We start from the raw sequence: 17,598 nt of genomic DNA on the forward strand, positions 1-17,598 counted from the left end.
AATTCAGTTCTCACGGAATCCCGTAGTACTCGTCTTTTCGACGGCCTGAAATTCGGTTGACCCGCATTGACAACCGTTTCTCGCCCCGATCGGTTGTGCCGTGCCGTCAGGCCATTGCTTCGCAGCATAGGCAGATCCGCAATTGAGACACGTGACGGCTGTCCGTTTGCTCTTTCCATTGGGCATGAGTTATTCCTTCTTCGACAGGTAATGCCGTCAGTACTGCTTTTGGGTATACAATGTATTTTTAAACGGGTCGTCGGTTGGACTCCATCGTTTCGGGGAGGGTGCTCTCGAGGATGTGTTTCATCCCCCGGCGGAGCCGAGATGCGATGGCCTGCTGAGAGATGCCGAGTTCGTTACCGAGTTCTTCCATCGTCACTTCGCGCGGGGATTCGAAGTACCCACGCTCGTAGGCGAGTACCAGTGTGTCTTGTTGTTTGTCAGTGAGTGCTGACTCGGTTTCGGTTTCGACCGGCGTCAGGGCGTGCAGTTTCGTCAGCGTGACCGGGATGTCTAACTCTCGACAGCGAGATTGAAAGGTTGCAAGATCGCTTCGCGTGTCCCCGCGAATGTCGAACGTCCACTGCTGGTTCGTGCCGGTCGCTTTGATGAGCGGAACGCCGGTCTCGGTCAGCACGCTCAGCACGTCGTCGTACTCGAGCGACCACTCGACACGCAGGAGATACTCGCCATCGACGGAATCAACGAGCTGGATGTCCCTCACGCCCGAATGGGCATCAAACGCGGCCTCGATGTCCTCAACTTCCGTTCCTCGCACCCAGAAGTAGGGGATCACCACGTCCTGTGACGGAATCAGTCGCTCCAGTTCGACCGTCACGTCCGGGAGTTGTGCGAAGACGGTGCCGAGGGGAAACTGATCGGATGGAACGATATAGGTCGCCTCAGTCGCCATGACTCGGACGATGTCACACTGATTGTAAAACTCTTCCATGGAACAATGTGGAGGGGACGAAGGACTCCGTCAATCCGCTTCGATCGCTCTCGCCGTGCTAACTACGCGCCCTGAGTTCTGCACATACCAAATGAATTGCCTGGCTCCTTTCAAAAACGACATGAGCGACTCAAAGGGTGTATGCAGTACGGCCAGCCCATTTATTTCGCCGTTTCAGGAAGAGACCAATCACTACATACGAACGCTTACAGACCAAATCTCACGATAGCCGTACACGGTCGATTTCAGCAATATTCGAACTCATAACGTACTCTCTGATGCAGTCCTCGCAAACGAATGCCCAATAGATCTTCCCAGTCTCATATGTTACTTTAGTCACTTTCCCATCCTCACTTTGACAGTCGGTACATTCGATAGTTGCTTGAGGGGATAGAAACGGATACTCATGTTCTACAGAATAGTTCATGGTTTCACCACAGGCTACAGTAACTTATCCTTGGTGTGATTATCTGGGTTACAGGGCAGACTCTCTATTCTTCTGAACTGGCGTTACGTCTATTATCTGTACTGAGCGATCACCGTCTTCGCAGATTGAGCCAAATGTCGTGCATCATTCGTGCTCTGTATCTTGTAGAGACTCGACTAATTACCGAATCGTTGTCAGAAGCGTCGTGCAGTATACAGAGGGTCCATTCAGCACGACGACTTCGTTTGTTTCACGCCGAACCCGGTGAACCATCCACTCACAACACGTACGCACAAGCAGCAACCGGGACCTCACAGCAGGCAAACTGCCTTTCGACTTCAGCGGGGGACACGGAGAATCCTCGGTAATCCCCTCACTGTGTTGAAGACCTGGACTCGATGCTATATAAAGAAGTTGTATAACCAAAATGAAGTCTCACCTGGAGCGGTCACTTCAGAGTTAAGTACACCATGTTCACGGAAACCGACTCCTCGCCAATGATTCCCAGAAGAGATACGCTCCTCCTCGCGCTCGCCAATCGGCACTCTCGTTTTGTCATCGAGTACTTCAAAAATGCGTCCGAAGACCACGCCACCGTCGATGACCTTGCAATTGCGCTCGCCCGACGTGACCACGCAGACGAGACGCAGGTTGCAATCCGGCTCCACCACGCTGCACTCCCCAAACTGGACGACGCTGGACTCGTTGACTACAACAGGCGGACCAAAACGGTCCGATATCACGGTCACTCGCAACTCGAACAGATAGCGGGGCGCTTCTCCGAGTCCGGTTCCACCAACTGCCATGGAGGAGTGAGTAGCACATGACGCAAGACAAGCCCAGGCAAACGAGCCAGACACGGGAATGGTTCACCCCTGATCAGGATCGCTCGTTGACCGAAGCGGTGCTCGACGCCATCGAGGACTATAAGGGGGAAGACCTCTTGCGAGCGGATTTCGTCCTCTACGAAGACATAGACGCTGACGCGCTCAATTCCCTCTTTCGCCACGACGCACCGTCGAGAACGACCGTGACGTTCGGCACCGACGGGGTTAAGGTCGAACTCTGGGGGAATGGCGGGGTCGAGATTCGCGTCACGGGCCGATCAGTCGAATAAGTGGCCGAGGCTGGTCCAGAACGGGCTCTGGGGGCAGTGTCGGATAGACGGCCACTGCCGTGATTTTTGATCCGAGGGTGCAGAACATCTCAGTAGTTGTAATCGCAAAAATCAACACAGAATAACCCAGGTCGAGTAATTCATCACAAACGATCCGACGGAAGCATTACAATGCTACAGAATGACACGTATTGCCATGAATCAACCTCCGTCGTACTGCCCCTACTGCGGGTCGCCGGTCGAGGGCGTCGATTCGCCGATGCATTCGAGGGTCGAGACGCCGATGGTCTACCGCTGCGAGTCGTGCGACGACTACGTCTTCTACAACCCCACGCCGGGCGGGAGCGCCGTCGTCATCGACGGCGACGCCCTGCTCCTGGTCGAGGACTTTCGCGCCACCGGAGAGTGGAAACTGCCGTCCGGTCGAATCGAACTCGGCGAGTCGATGCGGGAGGGCGTTGCCCGCGAACTCGAGGAGGAAACCGGGCTCGTCGTCGACCCCGACGATCTAGTCTACGTCCACGACGAAGCGGGAGAGCCGGTTCCGGACCAGCACATGGTCAACGTCGAGTACGCCGTCCCCCGGTCGAAGACGAGCGGGACGCTCGAGGCCGGGTCGGACGCGACGGACGCCCGCTTTTTCACCCCTGACGAGTTCGAATCCTCGGCGTCCGTCCTCCGGGAGTCACACGTGGATCGGTTCGGTGACGAGAGTCTGCCCTGGCTTCTGCGGGAGGCCAGGTCGGCGCTCGAGCTGCAGTCGCATGCCTCCCGCTGACGGATCGAGATGTGGTTGAACGCTTCGCGCTAATTGGGTTCAGATGATGTCGGCGATTCGCCGCGGTTCGCCCTGCAGGTTCGGCTGTTCGGCCACCATCTGCAACACCTCGTGGTCGGTCACGTCGGGGTAGGGTTTCCCGACGGCTTCCTCGATGAGGGCGCGCTCGAGGCGAAACTTGGTTCCTTCGTAGACGACGTCGACGCCAGCATCGTCGAACGCGAGCGTGGTCATGCCGCCATCGAAGCGACGCGCGAGCAAAAAAGATGCGAACCGCGAATCACGGCCGAGGGCCGAGTACGCTGGTCCGCTTCTCGATATCGTTTCTTGAAACCGCGGATCGAGGCCCAACGTGGCCGGTTTCGACTCACTCGAGGGCTACCAGTCCCTCTATCGTTGGCACGAACAGCGTGCCGCCACCTATGGCGGGCGATTGGCCGACGACGGGCAATCCGATCGAGGCCGAGTCGAGACGTTCCCCACTCGTGGAAACGGCGACCACGCCTTCGTCGGTGGACACGTAAACGACGTTGCCGGCCGCGACGGGGGAGAACGACGGCGCATCGATCGCGAGCGTCCACGCGAGCGATCCGTCGTCGGTATCGACGGCGAACACGTAACTCCCGGTCTCGCTTCCGTTTTCGTTCGATCCATCGGCCGGGTCTCCGTAGCCCGTTACCACCGCGAGGCCGTCGACGATCACCGGGTATCCGTATATCGCGGCGAACGGCGGTAGCTGGTCGATTACTTTCTGGGGAGTGTTTGGCCCCACTGTCGGATCGTCATCGCTCTCGAGGCCTGACGGTTCGTACTGCCAGCGCTCTTCCCCGGTCTCCGGGTCGAACGAGACGAGCGGTGCGGTATCTCGCTGGAGCATCGCGTCGAGCGTCCCGCTCGCGTAGGCTGAGCCGCCGACGACCGTCGGCGACGAGAGAACGGTCGGCGAACCCGGCCTCAGGACGCGAGAGGCCGGGAGGTCGATTGGCGCTCGCCACCGTTCGGCGCCGTCCGACCGCGCTCGAGCGACGTACTCGCACTCGTCGGGATTGGCCCGCGAAAAGTACTGGATCGTGCCTTCGGTCGCGGTGAGCCCGGGTCGGGCCGCGTCGGGGTGGGCACATTCGACGGACCACAGTGACCGCCCGGTCTCGGCGTCGAATGCCCGGAGTTTTCCCCGACGATCTCCGCCGTCGCGGACGTAAATCGTGCCGTCGACTACGAGCGGGTGACCGGCGGTGGGGGACAGGCCGAACTCGAACCGATCCCATTGCTCGCCAGTCATCGGGTCGAACACGGCGATTCCGATGTCGCCCTCACTCGAGAAGGGTACGTACAGCGCGCTGCCGTCGATTGCCGGGGCGTGGCGGAAGTAACTGACCTCGTCTTCCTTTCCCGCTTCCTGCGACCAGGCGATCTCCCCGCCGCCTCGAGTTGCCGCGAGCAGGCGAATAGTGCCCTCACGATCGCCCGTTTCGGGATCGAAGTCGTACGCGACCGTCCAGACGACGTGTTCTACGGTCAGGATCGGTGAGGACGTGGCGATTGACCTCGGAGCGCTCGTCTCGCTCGGTGCGTCGATCCCCTCCAGATCGGCGACGAGGGCCGCTGTCGTCAGTTCCCAGGAGACCGAAACCGAATCGCCTGGGCCCGCCTCGCCGGGCCTGACGCCGGTCCTCGCCGCGTCGCCTCGAAACGTCGACCAACCGTCGGCGAACGTCGATGCGGCGTCGTCCAACGCGTTCGAGTTGGTCTCGGAGTTCCCGTCTTCTACTTCGCCTTCGCCGTCAGAACCAGCGTCCCGGCCGCTTTCGGGTCGAGCGTTGGTTTCTGCGCACCCGCCGAAAGCCGACAGGCCGGTCGCACCCGCTAGTGCCACGTACGAACGACGAGAAAGTGGCGTCTCCATGGCACGTACATTTCAGATTACGGGCAAAAATCTACTGGCCCGGTGACGAATCGAGGACTCGTCTGCCGCACGTCAGACGCTCGCGCGGGGTTTATTACCCGGGGGTCACATTTGCTCAGAGTGTGGCGTTCAGTAGCGATCCGCTCGACGAACTCGTCGTGCCGACTGGGACGGAAGCCGAGGAGCACGACCTCGTAACCGGCGGCGACGTACTCGTCGGCGGTCGGTCGACGGTCGAGTTCGGCGTTCGCGGACGAAACGTCCTCGCCGGCGAGGGTGCCGAGTTCGGCGGATCGATCGAAGCCGAGGGTGACTGTCGGCTCGACATGTGGTGTGAAGTGGCCGACAACGTCCTCGTCGGCGAGGACGCCTACCTCGGTGAACGCGTCCACGTCGGCGGCGAACTCAAGGTCGCGGGCGACCTCGACATCGGCGACGACGTCGACATCGAGGAGGGCTTCGAGGCCAACGGCTGGATCGTTATCCGCAACCCGATGCCGACGATCATCTTCCTGTTCATGTACCTCAAACACCTCCTCCTGATCGGCGAGGAGGACGCCGCCCAGCAACTCATCTCCGAGGTCGTCGACGACGACGCCGAACCCGAAACCGAGCCGCTCGTCATCCCGCGGAACGCGACCGTCAGCGACGACGCCTGGCGGGTCTCGACGCCAGCCCGGATCGGCGACGACTGTCGACTTCACGGGAACGTCCGCGCGGAGACGATTTCCGTTGGTACTGACGGCAACGTCTTCGGCAGCCTCCGGGCTCGAGGCGACATCGCGGTCGGCGAGGGAACCCGTATTCACGGCGACGTGACGACGCGAGACGGCGCCGTCGCGCTCGGTCCCAACGTTCGCGTGCTGGGTGACGTCTCCTGTTCGGACCTCGAACTCGGTCCCGGCGCGGAGGTCGACGGTTCGATTCGGGCCAGCGGCGAGATCACGATGCGGACGACGGAGCGCGACCTCGAGTAGCGCGCTCAAGTGGCATCGATGGCTCGCGAATCCCGGTCTGGCGACCGTCGTGTGATCGTTCTGACGACCATAGTGTGACGCCTCGAGCGCGTGCTACCGCCGCGTCCGTCGGAAAAAACGGCTCGTGGGTCGAAAAAAACCGCCACGTCAGCGGATTTCACCACCATTCTTAATAACACCTGTTGTGATGGAACGTACTAGGCATGATACGAACAAACATACCACGTGAGTGGAGGCGAGTATGCGATCGGTAGTGCTGACGAAAGGCGTCCCGGACTTCTCGGAGGGGGCCGTCTCCTTCGACGAGGACGGCCACCTCGAGCGGGGGAAGACGCCGACAGTGATGAACCCGAACGACTACTTCGCGCTCCAGGCCGCCCTGCAGACGAAAGTTCGACACGGCGGCCACGTCACCGGGATGAGTATGGGGCCGCCGAGTTACGCGAGCGTCCTGGAGGAAGCGATGGGGTCGGTGTACGCCGACGACAGCATCCTGCTCTCGGATCGCGAACTCGCGGCGTCGGACACGTGGGCGACCGCGATCACGCTCTCGGCGGGGATCGAGAAGTACCAGGAGGCGATCGCGGACGTCGACCTGGTGTTCGCGGGCTTCAAGACGGCCGACGGGGAGACGGGTCACACCGGTCCACAGACGACCTGGTGTCTCGACTGGCCGATCGTCACGCACGTCCTGGCGCTGGACATCGACCCCGACGAGGGAATGCTGCGAGCGAAGCGTCTCGTCGAGGGCGACGTCGACGAGATCGAGACGGTCGAGGCGCCCCTGCCGTGTGTCGTCATCGCCGATCCGGAGTTCGAGCCGACCTACCGGAAGGCAGCCCACCGCCTCGAGCACAAGCGACTCCGCGCCGAGACCCAGGAGCGGGTGGCCGATCACGAGGAGGAACTGACGACCTGGAACCACCAGGATCTCAACCTCGATCCGGACTACATCGGGCTGGACGGCTCGCCCACCATCGTCTCCTCGGTCGACCCGATTCCGAAAGCACCCTCCGAGCGGGAGGCCACGATGGTCGATCCGGGCGACGACGACGGGATGGGACAGGTTCTCGAAGAACTGCAGCCGTTTGCGACGGGTGACTGATCATGACACTGGATCCGGACGAGCACACGGTAGACGAACTACGCGACGAACTGGACGCGGTCGACGACCTCGAGACGGTCCAGTCGGTCCTCGAGGCCGAACAGACCGGGCAGAACCGGAAGACGGCCCGCGAAGTGATCGAGCGACGGCTCGAGGTACTCGGCGAGGACGCCGGGACCGAAACCGACGACGAGACCGAGGGCGAGTACGAGGAGACGCGGGAGGATGTTGGCGAGGACGCCGAAGGCGAGGAAGTAGAGACCGAGTCGGATTCTGAGGAGACGACTGAGGCCGTGGACGAAGCGGATGCCGAGGAGGAAGCCGACGAAGCAGAAGAATCGGAAGACGAAGAGGAAGAAGACGACGGACTCTCCCACCCAACCCGAGACAAAAAGCACGTCCGCGCGCTCCAGGGCGGCACCTACCGCGACATGTGGGTGTTCTGTGAGACCCAGCAGGGCGAACTGCTCGACGTCTCGAAGGAGATGCTCGGGAAAGCCCGCGAACTGATGGACGACTACGCCGAGGAGTACGAGGAAGAGAACGTCGTCGCCTTCCTCATGGGCGACGACTGTCGGGACCTGGCCGAGGAGACCATCGCCTACGGGGCCGACGTCGCCGTCTACTACGAGGACGACCGCCTCGAGCGGTTCCTGCACACGCCCTTCACCCGGATCACAGCGCACATGGCCCGTGGGCAGGGGAGCGAGGAGAGCACCGACTGGCGCGACTACGACGAACCGCGCTACGCTCTCTACCCGGCGACGAACAACGGGCGGGACCTCTCGGCGCTCGTCCAGGGCGAACTCGACTCGGGGCTGGCCTCGGACTGTTCGGACCTCTTCATCGAACCCGAGAAGATTTCGAACCCGGTCAAGACCGGCGAGCCCGGCGTCAAGAAGACGTTCGAGCGCGTGCTCCACATGAAGCGCCCGGACTTCTCGGGCTTCGAGTACTCGACCATCCTCTGTCTGGACAACCCCGACCGGGACTTCCACCCGCAAGGTGCGTCCGTGATTCCGGGGACGTTCGACGTCCCCGAGCCCGACTACGACCGCGATGGGCTCGTCGTCGAACACGAGATGGACCTCGAGGACGAGTGGTTCAGCGTCGAGATTACCGAACACGACACGCTCGAGGGTGGCGTCGACCTCACGGGTCACGAGGTCGTCGTCTGTCTCGGACGCGGTATCAGCGACGACCCAACTCTCGGGATGGAACTCGGCCTCGAGTTGGCCGACGCCTTCGAGGACGCCGCCCTTGGAATCACCCGGGGCATCGTCACTTCGTCCTACCAGTTCGAGGGCCACGTCGAGCAGTACTCGAAGGAAGAGCGTCAGATCGGCGAGACGGGGCAGGTCGTCGCACCGCCGCTGTACATCGCCGCTGGCGTCTCCGGAGCGGTCCAGCACAAGGTCGGCATGGACGAGTCGGACACCATTGTCGCCATCAACACCGATCCGGAGGCGACGATCAGGGACTTCAGCGACTACTTCATCGAGGGCGACCTCTTCGACGTGCTGCCGCGGCTCACCGAGGCGGTGAAGTCCGGGGAGTTACCCATGGAGGCCGCTGCCGACGGAGGTGAAAGCAAATGACAGAGAGCGACTACGAACACTACGAAGCCGTCGTCGTCGGCTGTGGCCCCGGCGGGGCGGCCGCGGCGGCGCGACTGGCTCAGCACGGCATCGAAACGCTCGTCCTGGAGCGGGGAGTCGAGGCTGGCTCGAAGAACGTCTCGGGCGGTCTCATCTACGCCGAGGAGTCCGCGCCGTACACGATCGACGACTTCTTCCCGAACTTCCGGGAGGAAGCGTCCGAACGGCCGATCACCGACTACGAGATCCACAACATCGCCGGCCGGAAGGTCAAGTCCTACGACCTGACCGACCTCCACGAGCACGACACCGAGTGGTGTGACGCCGTCCTCCGACGTCGAATGGACGGCTGGCTCGAGGACCGGGTCCACGAACTGACGAGCGAAACCGGGGGCGGGTTGTTGACCGACGTACGCGTCAACGGCCTCCTGCGGGAAAACGGCGAGATCGTGGGCGTCACCTGCGACGAACTCGATCCCATCACGGCTGACTTCATCGTCGCCGCCGACGGGGTCAACTCCGAACTGGCACGCGACGCTGGCCTGATGGACTGGGAGGAGTCCGACGAGTGGTTCCAGGGCGTCAAGGCGGTCGTCGAGATGGACCCCGAAGTCATCAACGACCGCTTCGACATCGAGGAGGGCGAGGGCGTCGCCCACCTCTTCTCGGGCGACCTCTTCGACGACGTCCGCGGCGGCGGCTTCCTCTACACTAACGAGGACACCCTCTCGATCGGGACCGTCTTCCACCTGGACAGCCTCGTGGCCGAGCAGGCGGAGCCGCACGAATTGCTCGACGCCCTGCTCACGCACCCACTGCTCGCCCAGTGGCTCGACGAGGAGTACGTCGAACTCGAGTACGGCGCGAAACTCGTCCCCGACTCGAAGAAGGTTGCCAACCGCGAGCCCTACAGCGACCGCCTCGTGCTCGTCGGCGACGCGGGCGGCCAGATGCAGGCCCAGGGGCCGATCATCAAGGGGATGAACCACGCGGTGACCGCGGGTGCGCTCGCGGCGGACGCCCACGCGGTCACCCGCGGAAACGCCGACGCCGAGTCGGCCGGGCGACGGTACACCACGATGCTCGAGCAGTCGGGCACGATGGGCAAACTCCGTCCGCGACGCTACGAGATGACGAGCCCCGTCGGCGAGCACGGCCTCGTGACGCGGGCGATCGAAGGCGTCCTCGACTCGCCGGTCGGCTCTGCCGCCGTCGGGAATCGACTCTCGAATCGGCTACTCGAGAGGGCGTACAACTCCCCGACCCTCGTCGGGATGCTCCCCGACACGGAGACGGGCTACACCACCCTGCCGTCGATCATCGGGGAAAAGCAGGGGCGGACGATCCACTGGGACAATGAGGTCGAACCGCCGACGCTGGAAGAGCGCATCGGCGATCTGACCTACGACACTGACGTCGGCAATCCACACATCCGCTTGCGCGACAACTCTGTCGAGGCGAGCGGCGCCGCCGTCTACGCCTGCCCGGTCAGCGCCGAGGACTTCGGCGGGGGCTGTTACCGCTCGGAAACCGTCAAAACCAACGGCGGCGAGGAGACGGTCGTCAGTCTCGACACCCAACCCTGTGTCGAGTGTGGCACCTGTGCCATCGTCGCCGACACCGAGTGGGAACACCCCCGCGGCGGGAAGGGCGTCGAGTTCCGGCAGGGGTAGCTAAATGAGCCGGTACGGTCCCCGGATCGCCGCCCTCGAGCGCCGGGCCGAGCGCGACCGCGAGGCGTTCGATCCGGCGGCTGCCACGGTCTCAGACGGACGGCAGTACCTTCGGGACGGGGCCGGACAGGCGATCTGGCTCTACGTCGAGGCGCGAACGGGTGGCCGAATGGTCCCGTTTTCGGAACCGGAGTTGGCTGCCCTGCGGACGTCGATGAACGGCTGGCTCGAGCTATACGCCCGCTGTCACGGCGTCGAACTCGAGGCCGAGTTCACCGTTCGCGAAGCCGCAGAAGTGTTGCTCGAGACGCGAAATGTTTTCGATACGGCACAGTTGTTGACGCGGGTTCCAGAGCGGTAAGGGCGCCACCGCTCGAATCGAGCGTGAAGCCACCTGTAGCGGAGTCAGGAGGCCGACCCACGCTCCACTATCGGGTCTGGGATCGTTGGAAACGGACAACTGCCAGAGATGCGGTTCGCTCCCCGTCCGTTACGGCGATTGGGTGACGACCGTCGCCGATTCAGCCGTCTCCTCGAGCACGCGGTGGGCGTAAAACGCCACGGAGAAGTCCTGCGGGGAAGGAATCGAACACGCTAGCCAGCCGACGAGGACGGCGGCGACGGCCGGATGCGAACTTGGAAACGCGGTTGCGAGGACCAGCGCGGGCACCGCGAGCACGAATGGGATCATTGCCGCGGTCCGAAGCTGCCAGGGGGGTTCGTCCCCGGTCGGCCGCGGGTGCACGGCCGCCCAGGGACAGCTCGCCAGGGCGGCGAGGACGCCGTCGCGTCGGTCGGGAAAGTACACGACGTCGTAGTCGATGCCGGCGAGTCGAAGCACCAGGGCGTGGGCCCACTCGTGGGCGACCAGGCCGAGCAGTACCGTTATCGGGAGGGCGATTACAGCAACCAGTAGATCGATTCCGTTCATTCGTCGTTTGCGCTCGTATCGGTCTCTCACGAACGGGTTATCAATCCGTCGGTTCGACCAACTGGCGCACTCGAGGATTCGAGTCGGGGGAGAAACCGTTCGGGGTGTATAGTTTGTGCTTTGAAGTAGGCGCCCACCCGACGGCGCGGTCACTGTGAACAACGGTTAAGTATACTGGTGCGTTATAGCATGCCATGACGTTCGCCGAAGAGATCGAATTCGGGCACGAGGACCGCAAACGAATCTACGAGTACGTCGAACGCCACGGGGCGGTCGACCCCGACGACGCTCAGGAGCGCCTCCGGATCGATCCCGGCGGTTTCCGCCACCACGTCGCCATCCTCAAACGCGACGGCCGGCTCGAGGACCGCAACGGTCGCCTGCAGGTAGCGATCGATGCGGGTGCCGAAGAGGAGTACCAGAGCGACGACCTCGAGTTCCACATTCGCCCGGCCCGCCAGGACGACCTCGCGGGAATCGTCGGCGCGATTCGGCAGGTCGCCGAGGAGCGAACCTACATCGTCGCCGAGAGCGTCGCCGACGAGGTCGACCACCAGAACGCCTTGCTCCGGCACAACGAACTCGAGTCCAGGATGTTCTTCGTCGCGACCGTCGGCGACGAGGTCGTTGGCTGGGTCCACCTCCACGCGCCCGAACTCGAGAAACTGAGCCACACGGCCGAACTCACGGTCGGCGTCATCGAGGAGTATCGCGGGAACGGGATCGGCTCACACCTCCTCTCGCGCGGGCTCGAGTGGGCCGGCAGCAATGCCTACGAGAAAGTGTACAACAGCGTCCCCTCGAGCAACGAGGACGCCATCGCCTTCCTCGAGAGACACGGCTGGGAGGTCGAAGCGATTCGCGAGGATCACTACAAGCTCGAGGGCGAGTACGTCGACGAAGTGATGATGGCCCTCGAACTGTAACGCCGCTTTCGTTTGGACGGCTCGAGCGAACTCCGAGAACCGAAAGACAGTTTTCCCGATCCCGGCAACGGACGGTATGCTCTCGATAGCGCTTGCCGGGAAGCCCAACGCCGGCAAGTCCACGTTCTACACTGCGGCGACGATGGCCGGCGTCGACGTCGCGAACTACCCGTTCACCACGATCGACGCCAACCGCGGGGTCAGCTACGTCCGCACCGAGTGCCCCTGTCTCGAGCGCGAGGAACGTTGCGGGAACGAGAACTGCCACGACGGCAAGCGCTATGTCCCGATCGAACTGCTGGACGTCGCAGGACTCGTACCCGGCGCCCATGAGGGGAAGGGACTTGGCAACCAGTTCCTCGACGAACTCACCAACGCGGACGTGATCGTCAACGTGATCGACGCCTCCGGCGGGACCAACGAGAAGGGCGAACCCGTCGACATCGGGAGCCACGACCCGCTCGAGGACATCGACTTCGTCGAGACGGAGATGGACATGTGGCTCGCCGGCATCGTCGAGCGCAACTGGGAGGGCGTCGAGCGCAAGTCTCGCTCGCCCGACTTCGACCTCGACGAGGTGCTGGGGGACATGATGTCGGGCTTCGGCGCCTCACCCACCGACATCGCCCGGATTCTGCGCGAACTCGAGTACCCCGCTGACCCGATCCAGTGGACCGACGACGACCACGAGGCGCTGGCGACCGAGATCCGCCAGCGGACCAAGCCGATCGTCGTCGCGGCGAACAAGATCGACGTCGCGCCCGAGGAGAACGTCGACCGGCTACTCGACCTCGACAAACCCGTGATTCCGACGTCGGCCGAGGGCGAGCGAGCCCTCCGGAACGCCGCCGAGGGCGGACTGATCGACTACGACCCGGGCGACGCCGACTTCGAGATCACCGGCGACGTCAGCGACGCCCAGCGCGAGGCCCTCGAGGGGCTCCAGGAGACGATGGCCCGCTGGGACGGCACCGGCGTCCAGGGCGCGCTGGACTACGCGGTCTACGAGTTGCTCGCACACCTCACCGCCTACCCCGTCCAGGACGCGGCGAAGTGGTCCGACGGGAGCGGGAACGTGCTCCCCGACGCCTTCCTCCTGGCGCAGGGGTCGACGCCGGTCGATCTGGCGTACGCCGTCCACTCGGACATCGGCGACGGCTACCTCCACGCGGTCGACGCTCGCAGCTCGAGGGAGATCAGCGACAGCTACGAACTCGAGGAGGGCGACGTGATCAAGATCGTCTCGACGGCGTCCTGACCGGTCGACGACGTGACCCGTAGAAAACCCTGAGACGCACGTTATACGCGCTCGAGTCCTATATCGTGTGGTGAGCTAGCTATGAACACTGCAGCAGAGAACAAGGAGATCGTTCGCCGGTACTACGAAATAGCTTTCAACGAGGGTCGAACCGACCTGCTCGAGGAGCTAATTGCCGAGAACGTCGTCAACCACGACCCGGTCTCGGACGAGACGCTCACGCCCGAGCAGGCAAGGGGGTTCGAGGGATTCGTCCGCCACGTCGAGGCCGCTCACGAGGCGTTCGATGGCGCGACGGTGACGATCGAGGACATGGTCGCCGAGGGCGACACGGTCGCCGTTCGATTCACGTTTGCGGGCACGCACGAGGGGCGGTTCGCCGGATTCGACCCCACGGGCGAGCGGCTCGAGGGATCGAACATGGTCTTCATGCGACTCGAGGACGGGATGATCGTCGAGCGCTGGGAGGAGTCGGACAGCCTGGATGCCCTTCGACAACTCGGCATCGTCTCCTCGCCAGAGGATCTCGAGCCGACGCCGGTGTGAGTGTCCCAACGTTCGATTTTTGCGCGTCTCGGGTCAGGTAGTGCTCGAGTGTGTACCCGTCCCTCAGTTCTGTTTCACCAGTACGGGCTGCTGAGCCACCGATCCGACCGCGCGCCCAGGACGAACAACGCGAAGACGAACGCGAAAGCGACGACGAGGGCGCCAGCCGTCGGCAGCAGGTACTCGGTGTACGATTGGACGACGTAGGTGTCAACGACGGTCCAGAGGGCGGCCGCAACCAGGCCGGCGGTCACGAGCGGAACTCCGAGACCGGAGACGACGCGATGCATGCCCGACACGACGCTCGAGAGCCGTATATAGGTTGAGGCTTCGACGGCTTCAAGGCCGCGGCGGCCCCCGTTTCGGGTATGATCGTCGTCGTTCCCGTCGACCCGCCCCACGAGGCGCTGGCTCCCGACTCGCTGCTCGAGCACGACTCGTTCGCGTCCGCAGACTGGCCAGAGTACTACCGGGCGATGGTCGCCGACGTCGTGGACGCCGTCGCCTCGAGCGGTGGCGACCTGCTGATCAACTACCGCGACGAGGAGACTCTGCCCGACGACATGGCCGTCGACGACCCCGAGGCGGCCGTTCGGGCGATGGTACTCGAGGCTCTCGGGGATCTCGAGAGCCTCGACGGTGACGCCGGAGACGCTGACGGCGCCGAAGCCGTCCGATTCGAGCGCCAGGTTGGTTCGAATCGGGCCGCTCGCGTCGGCAACACGGTAACGCACCTCCTCGAGCGCGAGGAAGTCCAGAGCGTCGGGGTGCTCGAGCCGACGGCACCCCTCGTCGGGCGGACGGAGATCGACGGCGTGGCGATGTCGCTGCGTCGCAACGAGGTCGTCCTCGGCCCCTCCCAGGGCGGGGACGTGTACCTGGCGGCGTTCACGGAACCGATCAACTTCACGGACGCCTTCGCGGAGCCGGCGGTGTCGACGCTGACGACTCGAGCGAACGACGCCGACCTGGGGGTCGGATTCGCGCCGCGGGTGCCGACGGTGACGGATCCTCGGGGACTCGTCGGGACGGCTGCCGAGGCTCGAGCCCGCCGGCTGGCGGGGCGAGTCGCGCCGGAGCGGATCCTTTCGGTCCTCGAGACCGACAACGCTTTTTGATTCGGTCGGAAAGGACGACGTGCGGCTCGAGGTGAGGTGGCAGAGCGGCCCAACGCGCCTGCCTTGAAAGCAGGTGGCGCAAGCCTCATGGGTTCAAATCCCATCCTCACCGTTTTCCTTTGAACAACCGACGAGCGTAGCGAGGAGGGCCGCAAATAGGAAAACACGAACGTTGGGATTTGAATCAGGGAGGTCGCGCACAGCGAGCATCGTGAGCGAGCGCTCGCTCGATATTACTACAAATGGTATAGTGTGACCAACTCGAGGATTGCTGTCGACTGCCGAAACCAGCGAATCGTCCACGTGCGCCACGGCGATCACCCACCTTTTTCTCGGTCTCGAGCCTCGAGACGCGTATGACCGGGACAGACACTGACACGGACGCCATTCGACTCGAGCACGACGACGGAATCGCGACGATCACCGTCGACAGACCGGAGCGTCACAACGCGATGGACGCGACGGTCGCCCGAACGCTCGCCGAGACGGTGACACAGGCAGCGGAAGACGACGCGGTCCGGTGTCTCGTGCTCACCGGTACCGGTGCCGTATTCAACACGGGAGCGGACCTCTCGACGTTCGAGGGCGACGAGACGGACGCCGAGCGCCTCGAGGCCATCGCGACGCCCCTTCACGAAACCGTCTCGACGCTCGTCTCGGCGCCGAAACCGGTCGTGACGGGCGTCAACGGCGTCGTCGCCGGCGGCGGACTCGGACTCGCCCTCGCGGGTGACGTCGTCCTCGCCGCCGGGGACGCCCGGTTCGAGTACGCCTACCCGAAGATCGGCCTCTCGGGCGACGGCGGGGCGACGTGGTTCTTGCCGCGACTCGTCGGTCGGCGGACGGCCCAGCGGATCGCGTTCCTGGATGAGCCAATCGACGCCGAGGAGGCCGTCGAACTGGGACTGGCGACCGAAGCCGTCGCCTCCGAGCAGTTCGACGACCGCCTCGAGGCCGTCGCCTCGGAACTCGCGAGCGGTCCGACGAAGGCCTACGCGGAGATCAAGCGCCTGTTTTCGGCCTCCTCGACGAACGGGCTGGAGGCCCACCTCGAGGAGGAACAGGAACGAATTACCGACCTGGCGTCGACGGCCGACTACGCGGCGGGCTTGCGCGGGTTTCTCGAGAAGGAGTCGCCGACGTTCAGGGGAGAGTGATCGAGGTAGCCCAGACCGACCACAGGTTCAAGAGGAATCGACGTGAGGGTAGCGATATGACCGAGACGGACAGCGGTTGGAGCGGCGAGGACCTCTCGATACTTGTCCTCTGCAAGGGAACGCACGGAACCCCCATCAGAGAGTACGCGAACGCGCTACGAGAACGCGTGTCGAACCCGGACGTCGAGATTACCGTCGCCAGCACGCCAGCCGAAGAACGGGAGGCGATCCGGAATGCCGAGATCGTCACCGGGATGACGATCGACGAGTCGCTGCTCGAGCACGCCGAGAACCTAGAGTTGTTCGCCTGTGCCTACGCGGGCACCGGCCACCTGCCCCTCGAGACCCTCGAGGAGATGGGCGTTACGGTGACGAACGCGTCGGGTGTCCACGGCCCCAACATCGGCGAACACGTTCTAGGGGCGATCCTCTGGTTCACCCGCCGGTTCCACGTTGCGTCCCGCCGTCAGCGCCGCCGGGAGTGGCGCCACTACCAGGCCCACGAGTTGCAGGGCTCGACGGTGACGGTCGTCGGCCTCGGTGCGATCGGTCGATCCGTCTGTGAGCGACTCGAGCCGTTCGGCGTCGACATCCAGGGCGTCCGCTACACGCCGAAGAAGGACGGCCCGGCGGACGAAATTTACGGCTTCGACGCGGACGATTTCCACGACGCGCTCTCTCGAACCGACTACCTCGTGTTGGCGTGTCCGCTCACCGACGAGACCCGGGGGCTGGTCGACGCGGCGGCGTTCGACACCCTCCCGCCGAACGCGGTCGTGATCAACGTCGCCCGCGGCCCGGTCATCGACACCGACGCGCTCGTCTCGGCGCTCCGGCGCAACGGCATCCGCGGGGCCTCGCTGGACGTCACGGATCCCGAACCCCTGCCGGAAGATCACCCGCTGTGGACGCTCGAGAACGTCCAGATCACCCCACACAACTCGGGGCACACGCCGAAGTACTACGACCGCCTGGCGGACATCGTCGCCGGGAACGTCGAACGCGTGCTCGAGTCAGGGTCGTACGAGGGGCTCGAGAACCAGGTGCTGCCCCGGTCGTAGCCGAACGGTCGGAACCGGGACGTCGGTGTCGACCGCAGCGACAACCCTTTTCGGCTCGCTGGCCG

Annotated in this window: 19 protein-coding genes and 1 tRNA gene; 15 read left to right on the plus strand and 5 right to left on the minus strand. The window is 63.8% G+C overall.

Going from position 1 to position 17,598, the window contains the following annotated elements:
• Positions 1 to 247 precede the first annotated feature (247 nt).
• Complete coding sequence (locus tag ACFQS4_RS07310; protein WP_497902983.1) at positions 248 to 916, minus strand: helix-turn-helix domain-containing protein; 669 nt, start codon at positions 914 to 916, stop codon at positions 248 to 250.
• 963 nt (positions 917 to 1,879) lie between these two features.
• Here ACFQS4_RS07310 and ACFQS4_RS07315 point away from each other — a divergent pair.
• From ACFQS4_RS07315 to ACFQS4_RS07325, 3 genes are all read left to right on the plus strand, one after another.
• On the plus strand, positions 1,880 to 2,209 hold the full coding sequence (locus tag ACFQS4_RS07315; RefSeq protein WP_497903165.1) for a DUF7344 domain-containing protein: 330 nt from the start codon (positions 1,880 to 1,882) through the stop codon (positions 2,207 to 2,209).
• Complete coding sequence (locus ACFQS4_RS07320) at positions 2,206 to 2,499, plus strand: HalOD1 output domain-containing protein (protein ID WP_497902984.1); 294 nt, start codon at positions 2,206 to 2,208, stop codon at positions 2,497 to 2,499. Before ACFQS4_RS07315 ends, ACFQS4_RS07320 begins: the two co-directional genes overlap by 4 nt.
• Before the next feature lie 196 nt (positions 2,500 to 2,695).
• Entirely contained in the window at positions 2,696 to 3,277 is a 582-nt protein-coding gene (locus ACFQS4_RS07325; protein ID WP_497902985.1) for an NUDIX domain-containing protein, read from the plus strand.
• Positions 3,278 to 3,316: 39 nt separating this feature from the next.
• On the opposite strand, the gene ACFQS4_RS07330 is transcribed toward ACFQS4_RS07325, so the two are convergent.
• Both ACFQS4_RS07330 and ACFQS4_RS07335 read right to left on the minus strand, forming a co-directional pair.
• A complete protein-coding gene (locus tag ACFQS4_RS07330; protein ID WP_497902986.1) occupies positions 3,317 to 3,511 on the minus strand; it encodes a DUF5800 family protein in 195 nt (64 codons plus the stop codon).
• A gap of 133 nt (positions 3,512 to 3,644) precedes the next feature.
• Entirely contained in the window at positions 3,645 to 5,183 is a 1,539-nt protein-coding gene (locus ACFQS4_RS07335; protein ID WP_497902987.1) for an outer membrane protein assembly factor BamB family protein, read from the minus strand.
• A 122-nt stretch (positions 5,184 to 5,305) separates the two neighbouring features.
• Here ACFQS4_RS07335 and ACFQS4_RS07340 point away from each other — a divergent pair, with 122 nt between their 5' ends.
• The 5 genes from ACFQS4_RS07340 to ACFQS4_RS07360 all read left to right on the plus strand — a co-directional run bounded on the left by ACFQS4_RS07340 (position 5,306) and on the right by ACFQS4_RS07360 (position 10,897).
• Entirely contained in the window at positions 5,306 to 6,160 is an 855-nt protein-coding gene (locus ACFQS4_RS07340) for a polymer-forming cytoskeletal protein (protein WP_497902988.1), read from the plus strand.
• Between the two features lie 241 nt (positions 6,161 to 6,401).
• Positions 6,402 to 7,265 carry an electron transfer flavoprotein subunit beta/FixA family protein gene (locus ACFQS4_RS07345; protein ID WP_497902989.1) on the plus strand — a complete coding sequence of 288 codons (864 nt, stop codon included), beginning with the start codon at positions 6,402 to 6,404 and terminating at the stop codon, positions 7,263 to 7,265.
• Between the two features lie 2 nt (positions 7,266 to 7,267).
• Positions 7,268 to 8,863 carry an electron transfer flavoprotein subunit alpha/FixB family protein gene (locus tag ACFQS4_RS07350; protein ID WP_497902990.1) on the plus strand — a complete coding sequence of 532 codons (1,596 nt, stop codon included), beginning with the start codon at positions 7,268 to 7,270 and terminating at the stop codon, positions 8,861 to 8,863.
• Positions 8,860 to 10,536, plus strand: a complete 1,677-nt coding sequence (locus ACFQS4_RS07355; protein ID WP_497902991.1) for an NAD(P)-binding protein — start codon at positions 8,860 to 8,862, stop codon at positions 10,534 to 10,536. The genes ACFQS4_RS07350 and ACFQS4_RS07355 overlap by 4 nt, the downstream gene beginning before the upstream one ends.
• Before the next feature lie 4 nt (positions 10,537 to 10,540).
• Complete coding sequence (locus ACFQS4_RS07360; RefSeq protein ID WP_497902992.1) at positions 10,541 to 10,897, plus strand: DUF8055 family protein; 357 nt, start codon at positions 10,541 to 10,543, stop codon at positions 10,895 to 10,897.
• A gap of 129 nt (positions 10,898 to 11,026) precedes the next feature.
• Here the strand turns inward: ACFQS4_RS07360 and ACFQS4_RS07365 are convergent, their stop codons facing one another.
• Positions 11,027 to 11,467, minus strand: coding sequence for a hypothetical protein (locus tag ACFQS4_RS07365; protein ID WP_497902993.1), 441 nt, complete (start codon positions 11,465 to 11,467; stop codon positions 11,027 to 11,029).
• A 194-nt stretch (positions 11,468 to 11,661) separates the two neighbouring features.
• Here ACFQS4_RS07365 and ACFQS4_RS07370 point away from each other — a divergent pair, with 194 nt between their 5' ends.
• From ACFQS4_RS07370 to ACFQS4_RS07380, 3 genes are all read left to right on the plus strand, one after another.
• Positions 11,662 to 12,393, plus strand: coding sequence for a GNAT family N-acetyltransferase (locus tag ACFQS4_RS07370; protein WP_497902994.1), 732 nt, complete (start codon positions 11,662 to 11,664; stop codon positions 12,391 to 12,393).
• 76 nt (positions 12,394 to 12,469) lie between these two features.
• Complete coding sequence (locus ACFQS4_RS07375) at positions 12,470 to 13,651, plus strand: redox-regulated ATPase YchF (protein WP_497902995.1); 1,182 nt, start codon at positions 12,470 to 12,472, stop codon at positions 13,649 to 13,651.
• A gap of 81 nt (positions 13,652 to 13,732) precedes the next feature.
• On the plus strand, positions 13,733 to 14,197 hold the full coding sequence (locus ACFQS4_RS07380; RefSeq protein ID WP_497902996.1) for an ester cyclase: 465 nt from the start codon (positions 13,733 to 13,735) through the stop codon (positions 14,195 to 14,197).
• A 74-nt stretch (positions 14,198 to 14,271) separates the two neighbouring features.
• On the opposite strand, the gene ACFQS4_RS07385 is transcribed toward ACFQS4_RS07380, so the two are convergent.
• Positions 14,272 to 14,487: a hypothetical protein gene (locus tag ACFQS4_RS07385; RefSeq protein ID WP_497902997.1), complete on the minus strand. Its 216-nt coding sequence runs from the start codon at positions 14,485 to 14,487 to the stop codon at positions 14,272 to 14,274.
• Positions 14,488 to 14,565: 78 nt separating this feature from the next.
• Here ACFQS4_RS07385 and ACFQS4_RS07390 point away from each other — a divergent pair, with 78 nt between their 5' ends.
• From ACFQS4_RS07390 to ACFQS4_RS07405, 4 genes are all read left to right on the plus strand, one after another.
• Positions 14,566 to 15,315, plus strand: a complete 750-nt coding sequence (locus ACFQS4_RS07390) for a hypothetical protein (protein WP_497902998.1) — start codon at positions 14,566 to 14,568, stop codon at positions 15,313 to 15,315.
• Positions 15,316 to 15,345: 30 nt separating this feature from the next.
• Positions 15,346 to 15,427, plus strand: a tRNA-Ser gene (locus tag ACFQS4_RS07395).
• Between the two features lie 244 nt (positions 15,428 to 15,671).
• The gene (locus tag ACFQS4_RS07400; RefSeq protein WP_497902999.1) at positions 15,672 to 16,472 is read left to right on the plus strand and encodes an enoyl-CoA hydratase/isomerase family protein; all 801 of its coding nucleotides are present in this window, start codon (positions 15,672 to 15,674) and stop codon (positions 16,470 to 16,472) included.
• Between the two features lie 56 nt (positions 16,473 to 16,528).
• Positions 16,529 to 17,533 carry a D-2-hydroxyacid dehydrogenase gene (locus ACFQS4_RS07405; protein ID WP_497903000.1) on the plus strand — a complete coding sequence of 335 codons (1,005 nt, stop codon included), beginning with the start codon at positions 16,529 to 16,531 and terminating at the stop codon, positions 17,531 to 17,533.
• Positions 17,534 to 17,598: the final 65 nt, after the last annotated feature.

The organism is Saliphagus sp. GCM10025317, assembly GCF_042663665.1.
Taxonomy (GTDB): domain Archaea; phylum Halobacteriota; class Halobacteria; order Halobacteriales; family Natrialbaceae; genus Natronosalvus.

Excerpts from the sequence above, each read along its gene's own strand:
- ACFQS4_RS07325 (WP_497902985.1), top strand. The coding sequence starts at position 2,696 with ATGAATCAACCTCCGTCGTACTGCCCCTACTGCGGGTCGCCGGTCGAG.
- ACFQS4_RS07355 (WP_497902991.1), top strand. The coding sequence starts at position 8,860 with ATGACAGAGAGCGACTACGAACACTACGAAGCCGTCGTCGTCGGCTGT.
- ACFQS4_RS07350 (WP_497902990.1), top strand. The coding sequence starts at position 7,268 with ATGACACTGGATCCGGACGAGCACACGGTAGACGAACTACGCGACGAA.
- ACFQS4_RS07320 (WP_497902984.1), top strand. The coding sequence starts at position 2,206 with ATGACGCAAGACAAGCCCAGGCAAACGAGCCAGACACGGGAATGGTTC.
- ACFQS4_RS07390 (WP_497902998.1), top strand. The coding sequence starts at position 14,566 with ATGATCGTCGTCGTTCCCGTCGACCCGCCCCACGAGGCGCTGGCTCCC.
- ACFQS4_RS07315 (WP_497903165.1), top strand. The coding sequence starts at position 1,880 with ATGATTCCCAGAAGAGATACGCTCCTCCTCGCGCTCGCCAATCGGCAC.
- ACFQS4_RS07310 (WP_497902983.1), bottom strand. The coding sequence starts at position 916 with ATGGCGACTGAGGCGACCTATATCGTTCCATCCGATCAGTTTCCCCTC.
- ACFQS4_RS07380 (WP_497902996.1), top strand. The coding sequence starts at position 13,733 with ATGAACACTGCAGCAGAGAACAAGGAGATCGTTCGCCGGTACTACGAA.
- ACFQS4_RS07370 (WP_497902994.1), top strand. The coding sequence starts at position 11,662 with ATGACGTTCGCCGAAGAGATCGAATTCGGGCACGAGGACCGCAAACGA.
- ACFQS4_RS07330 (WP_497902986.1), bottom strand. The coding sequence starts at position 3,511 with ATGACCACGCTCGCGTTCGACGATGCTGGCGTCGACGTCGTCTACGAA.
- ACFQS4_RS07335 (WP_497902987.1), bottom strand. The coding sequence starts at position 5,183 with ATGGAGACGCCACTTTCTCGTCGTTCGTACGTGGCACTAGCGGGTGCG.
- ACFQS4_RS07360 (WP_497902992.1), top strand. The coding sequence starts at position 10,541 with ATGAGCCGGTACGGTCCCCGGATCGCCGCCCTCGAGCGCCGGGCCGAG.
- ACFQS4_RS07345 (WP_497902989.1), top strand. The coding sequence starts at position 6,402 with ATGCGATCGGTAGTGCTGACGAAAGGCGTCCCGGACTTCTCGGAGGGG.
- ACFQS4_RS07385 (WP_497902997.1), bottom strand. The coding sequence starts at position 14,487 with ATGCATCGCGTCGTCTCCGGTCTCGGAGTTCCGCTCGTGACCGCCGGC.
- ACFQS4_RS07375 (WP_497902995.1), top strand. The coding sequence starts at position 12,470 with ATGCTCTCGATAGCGCTTGCCGGGAAGCCCAACGCCGGCAAGTCCACG.
- ACFQS4_RS07405 (WP_497903000.1), top strand. The coding sequence starts at position 16,529 with ATGACCGAGACGGACAGCGGTTGGAGCGGCGAGGACCTCTCGATACTT.
- ACFQS4_RS07400 (WP_497902999.1), top strand. The coding sequence starts at position 15,672 with ATGACCGGGACAGACACTGACACGGACGCCATTCGACTCGAGCACGAC.
- ACFQS4_RS07365 (WP_497902993.1), bottom strand. The coding sequence starts at position 11,467 with ATGAACGGAATCGATCTACTGGTTGCTGTAATCGCCCTCCCGATAACG.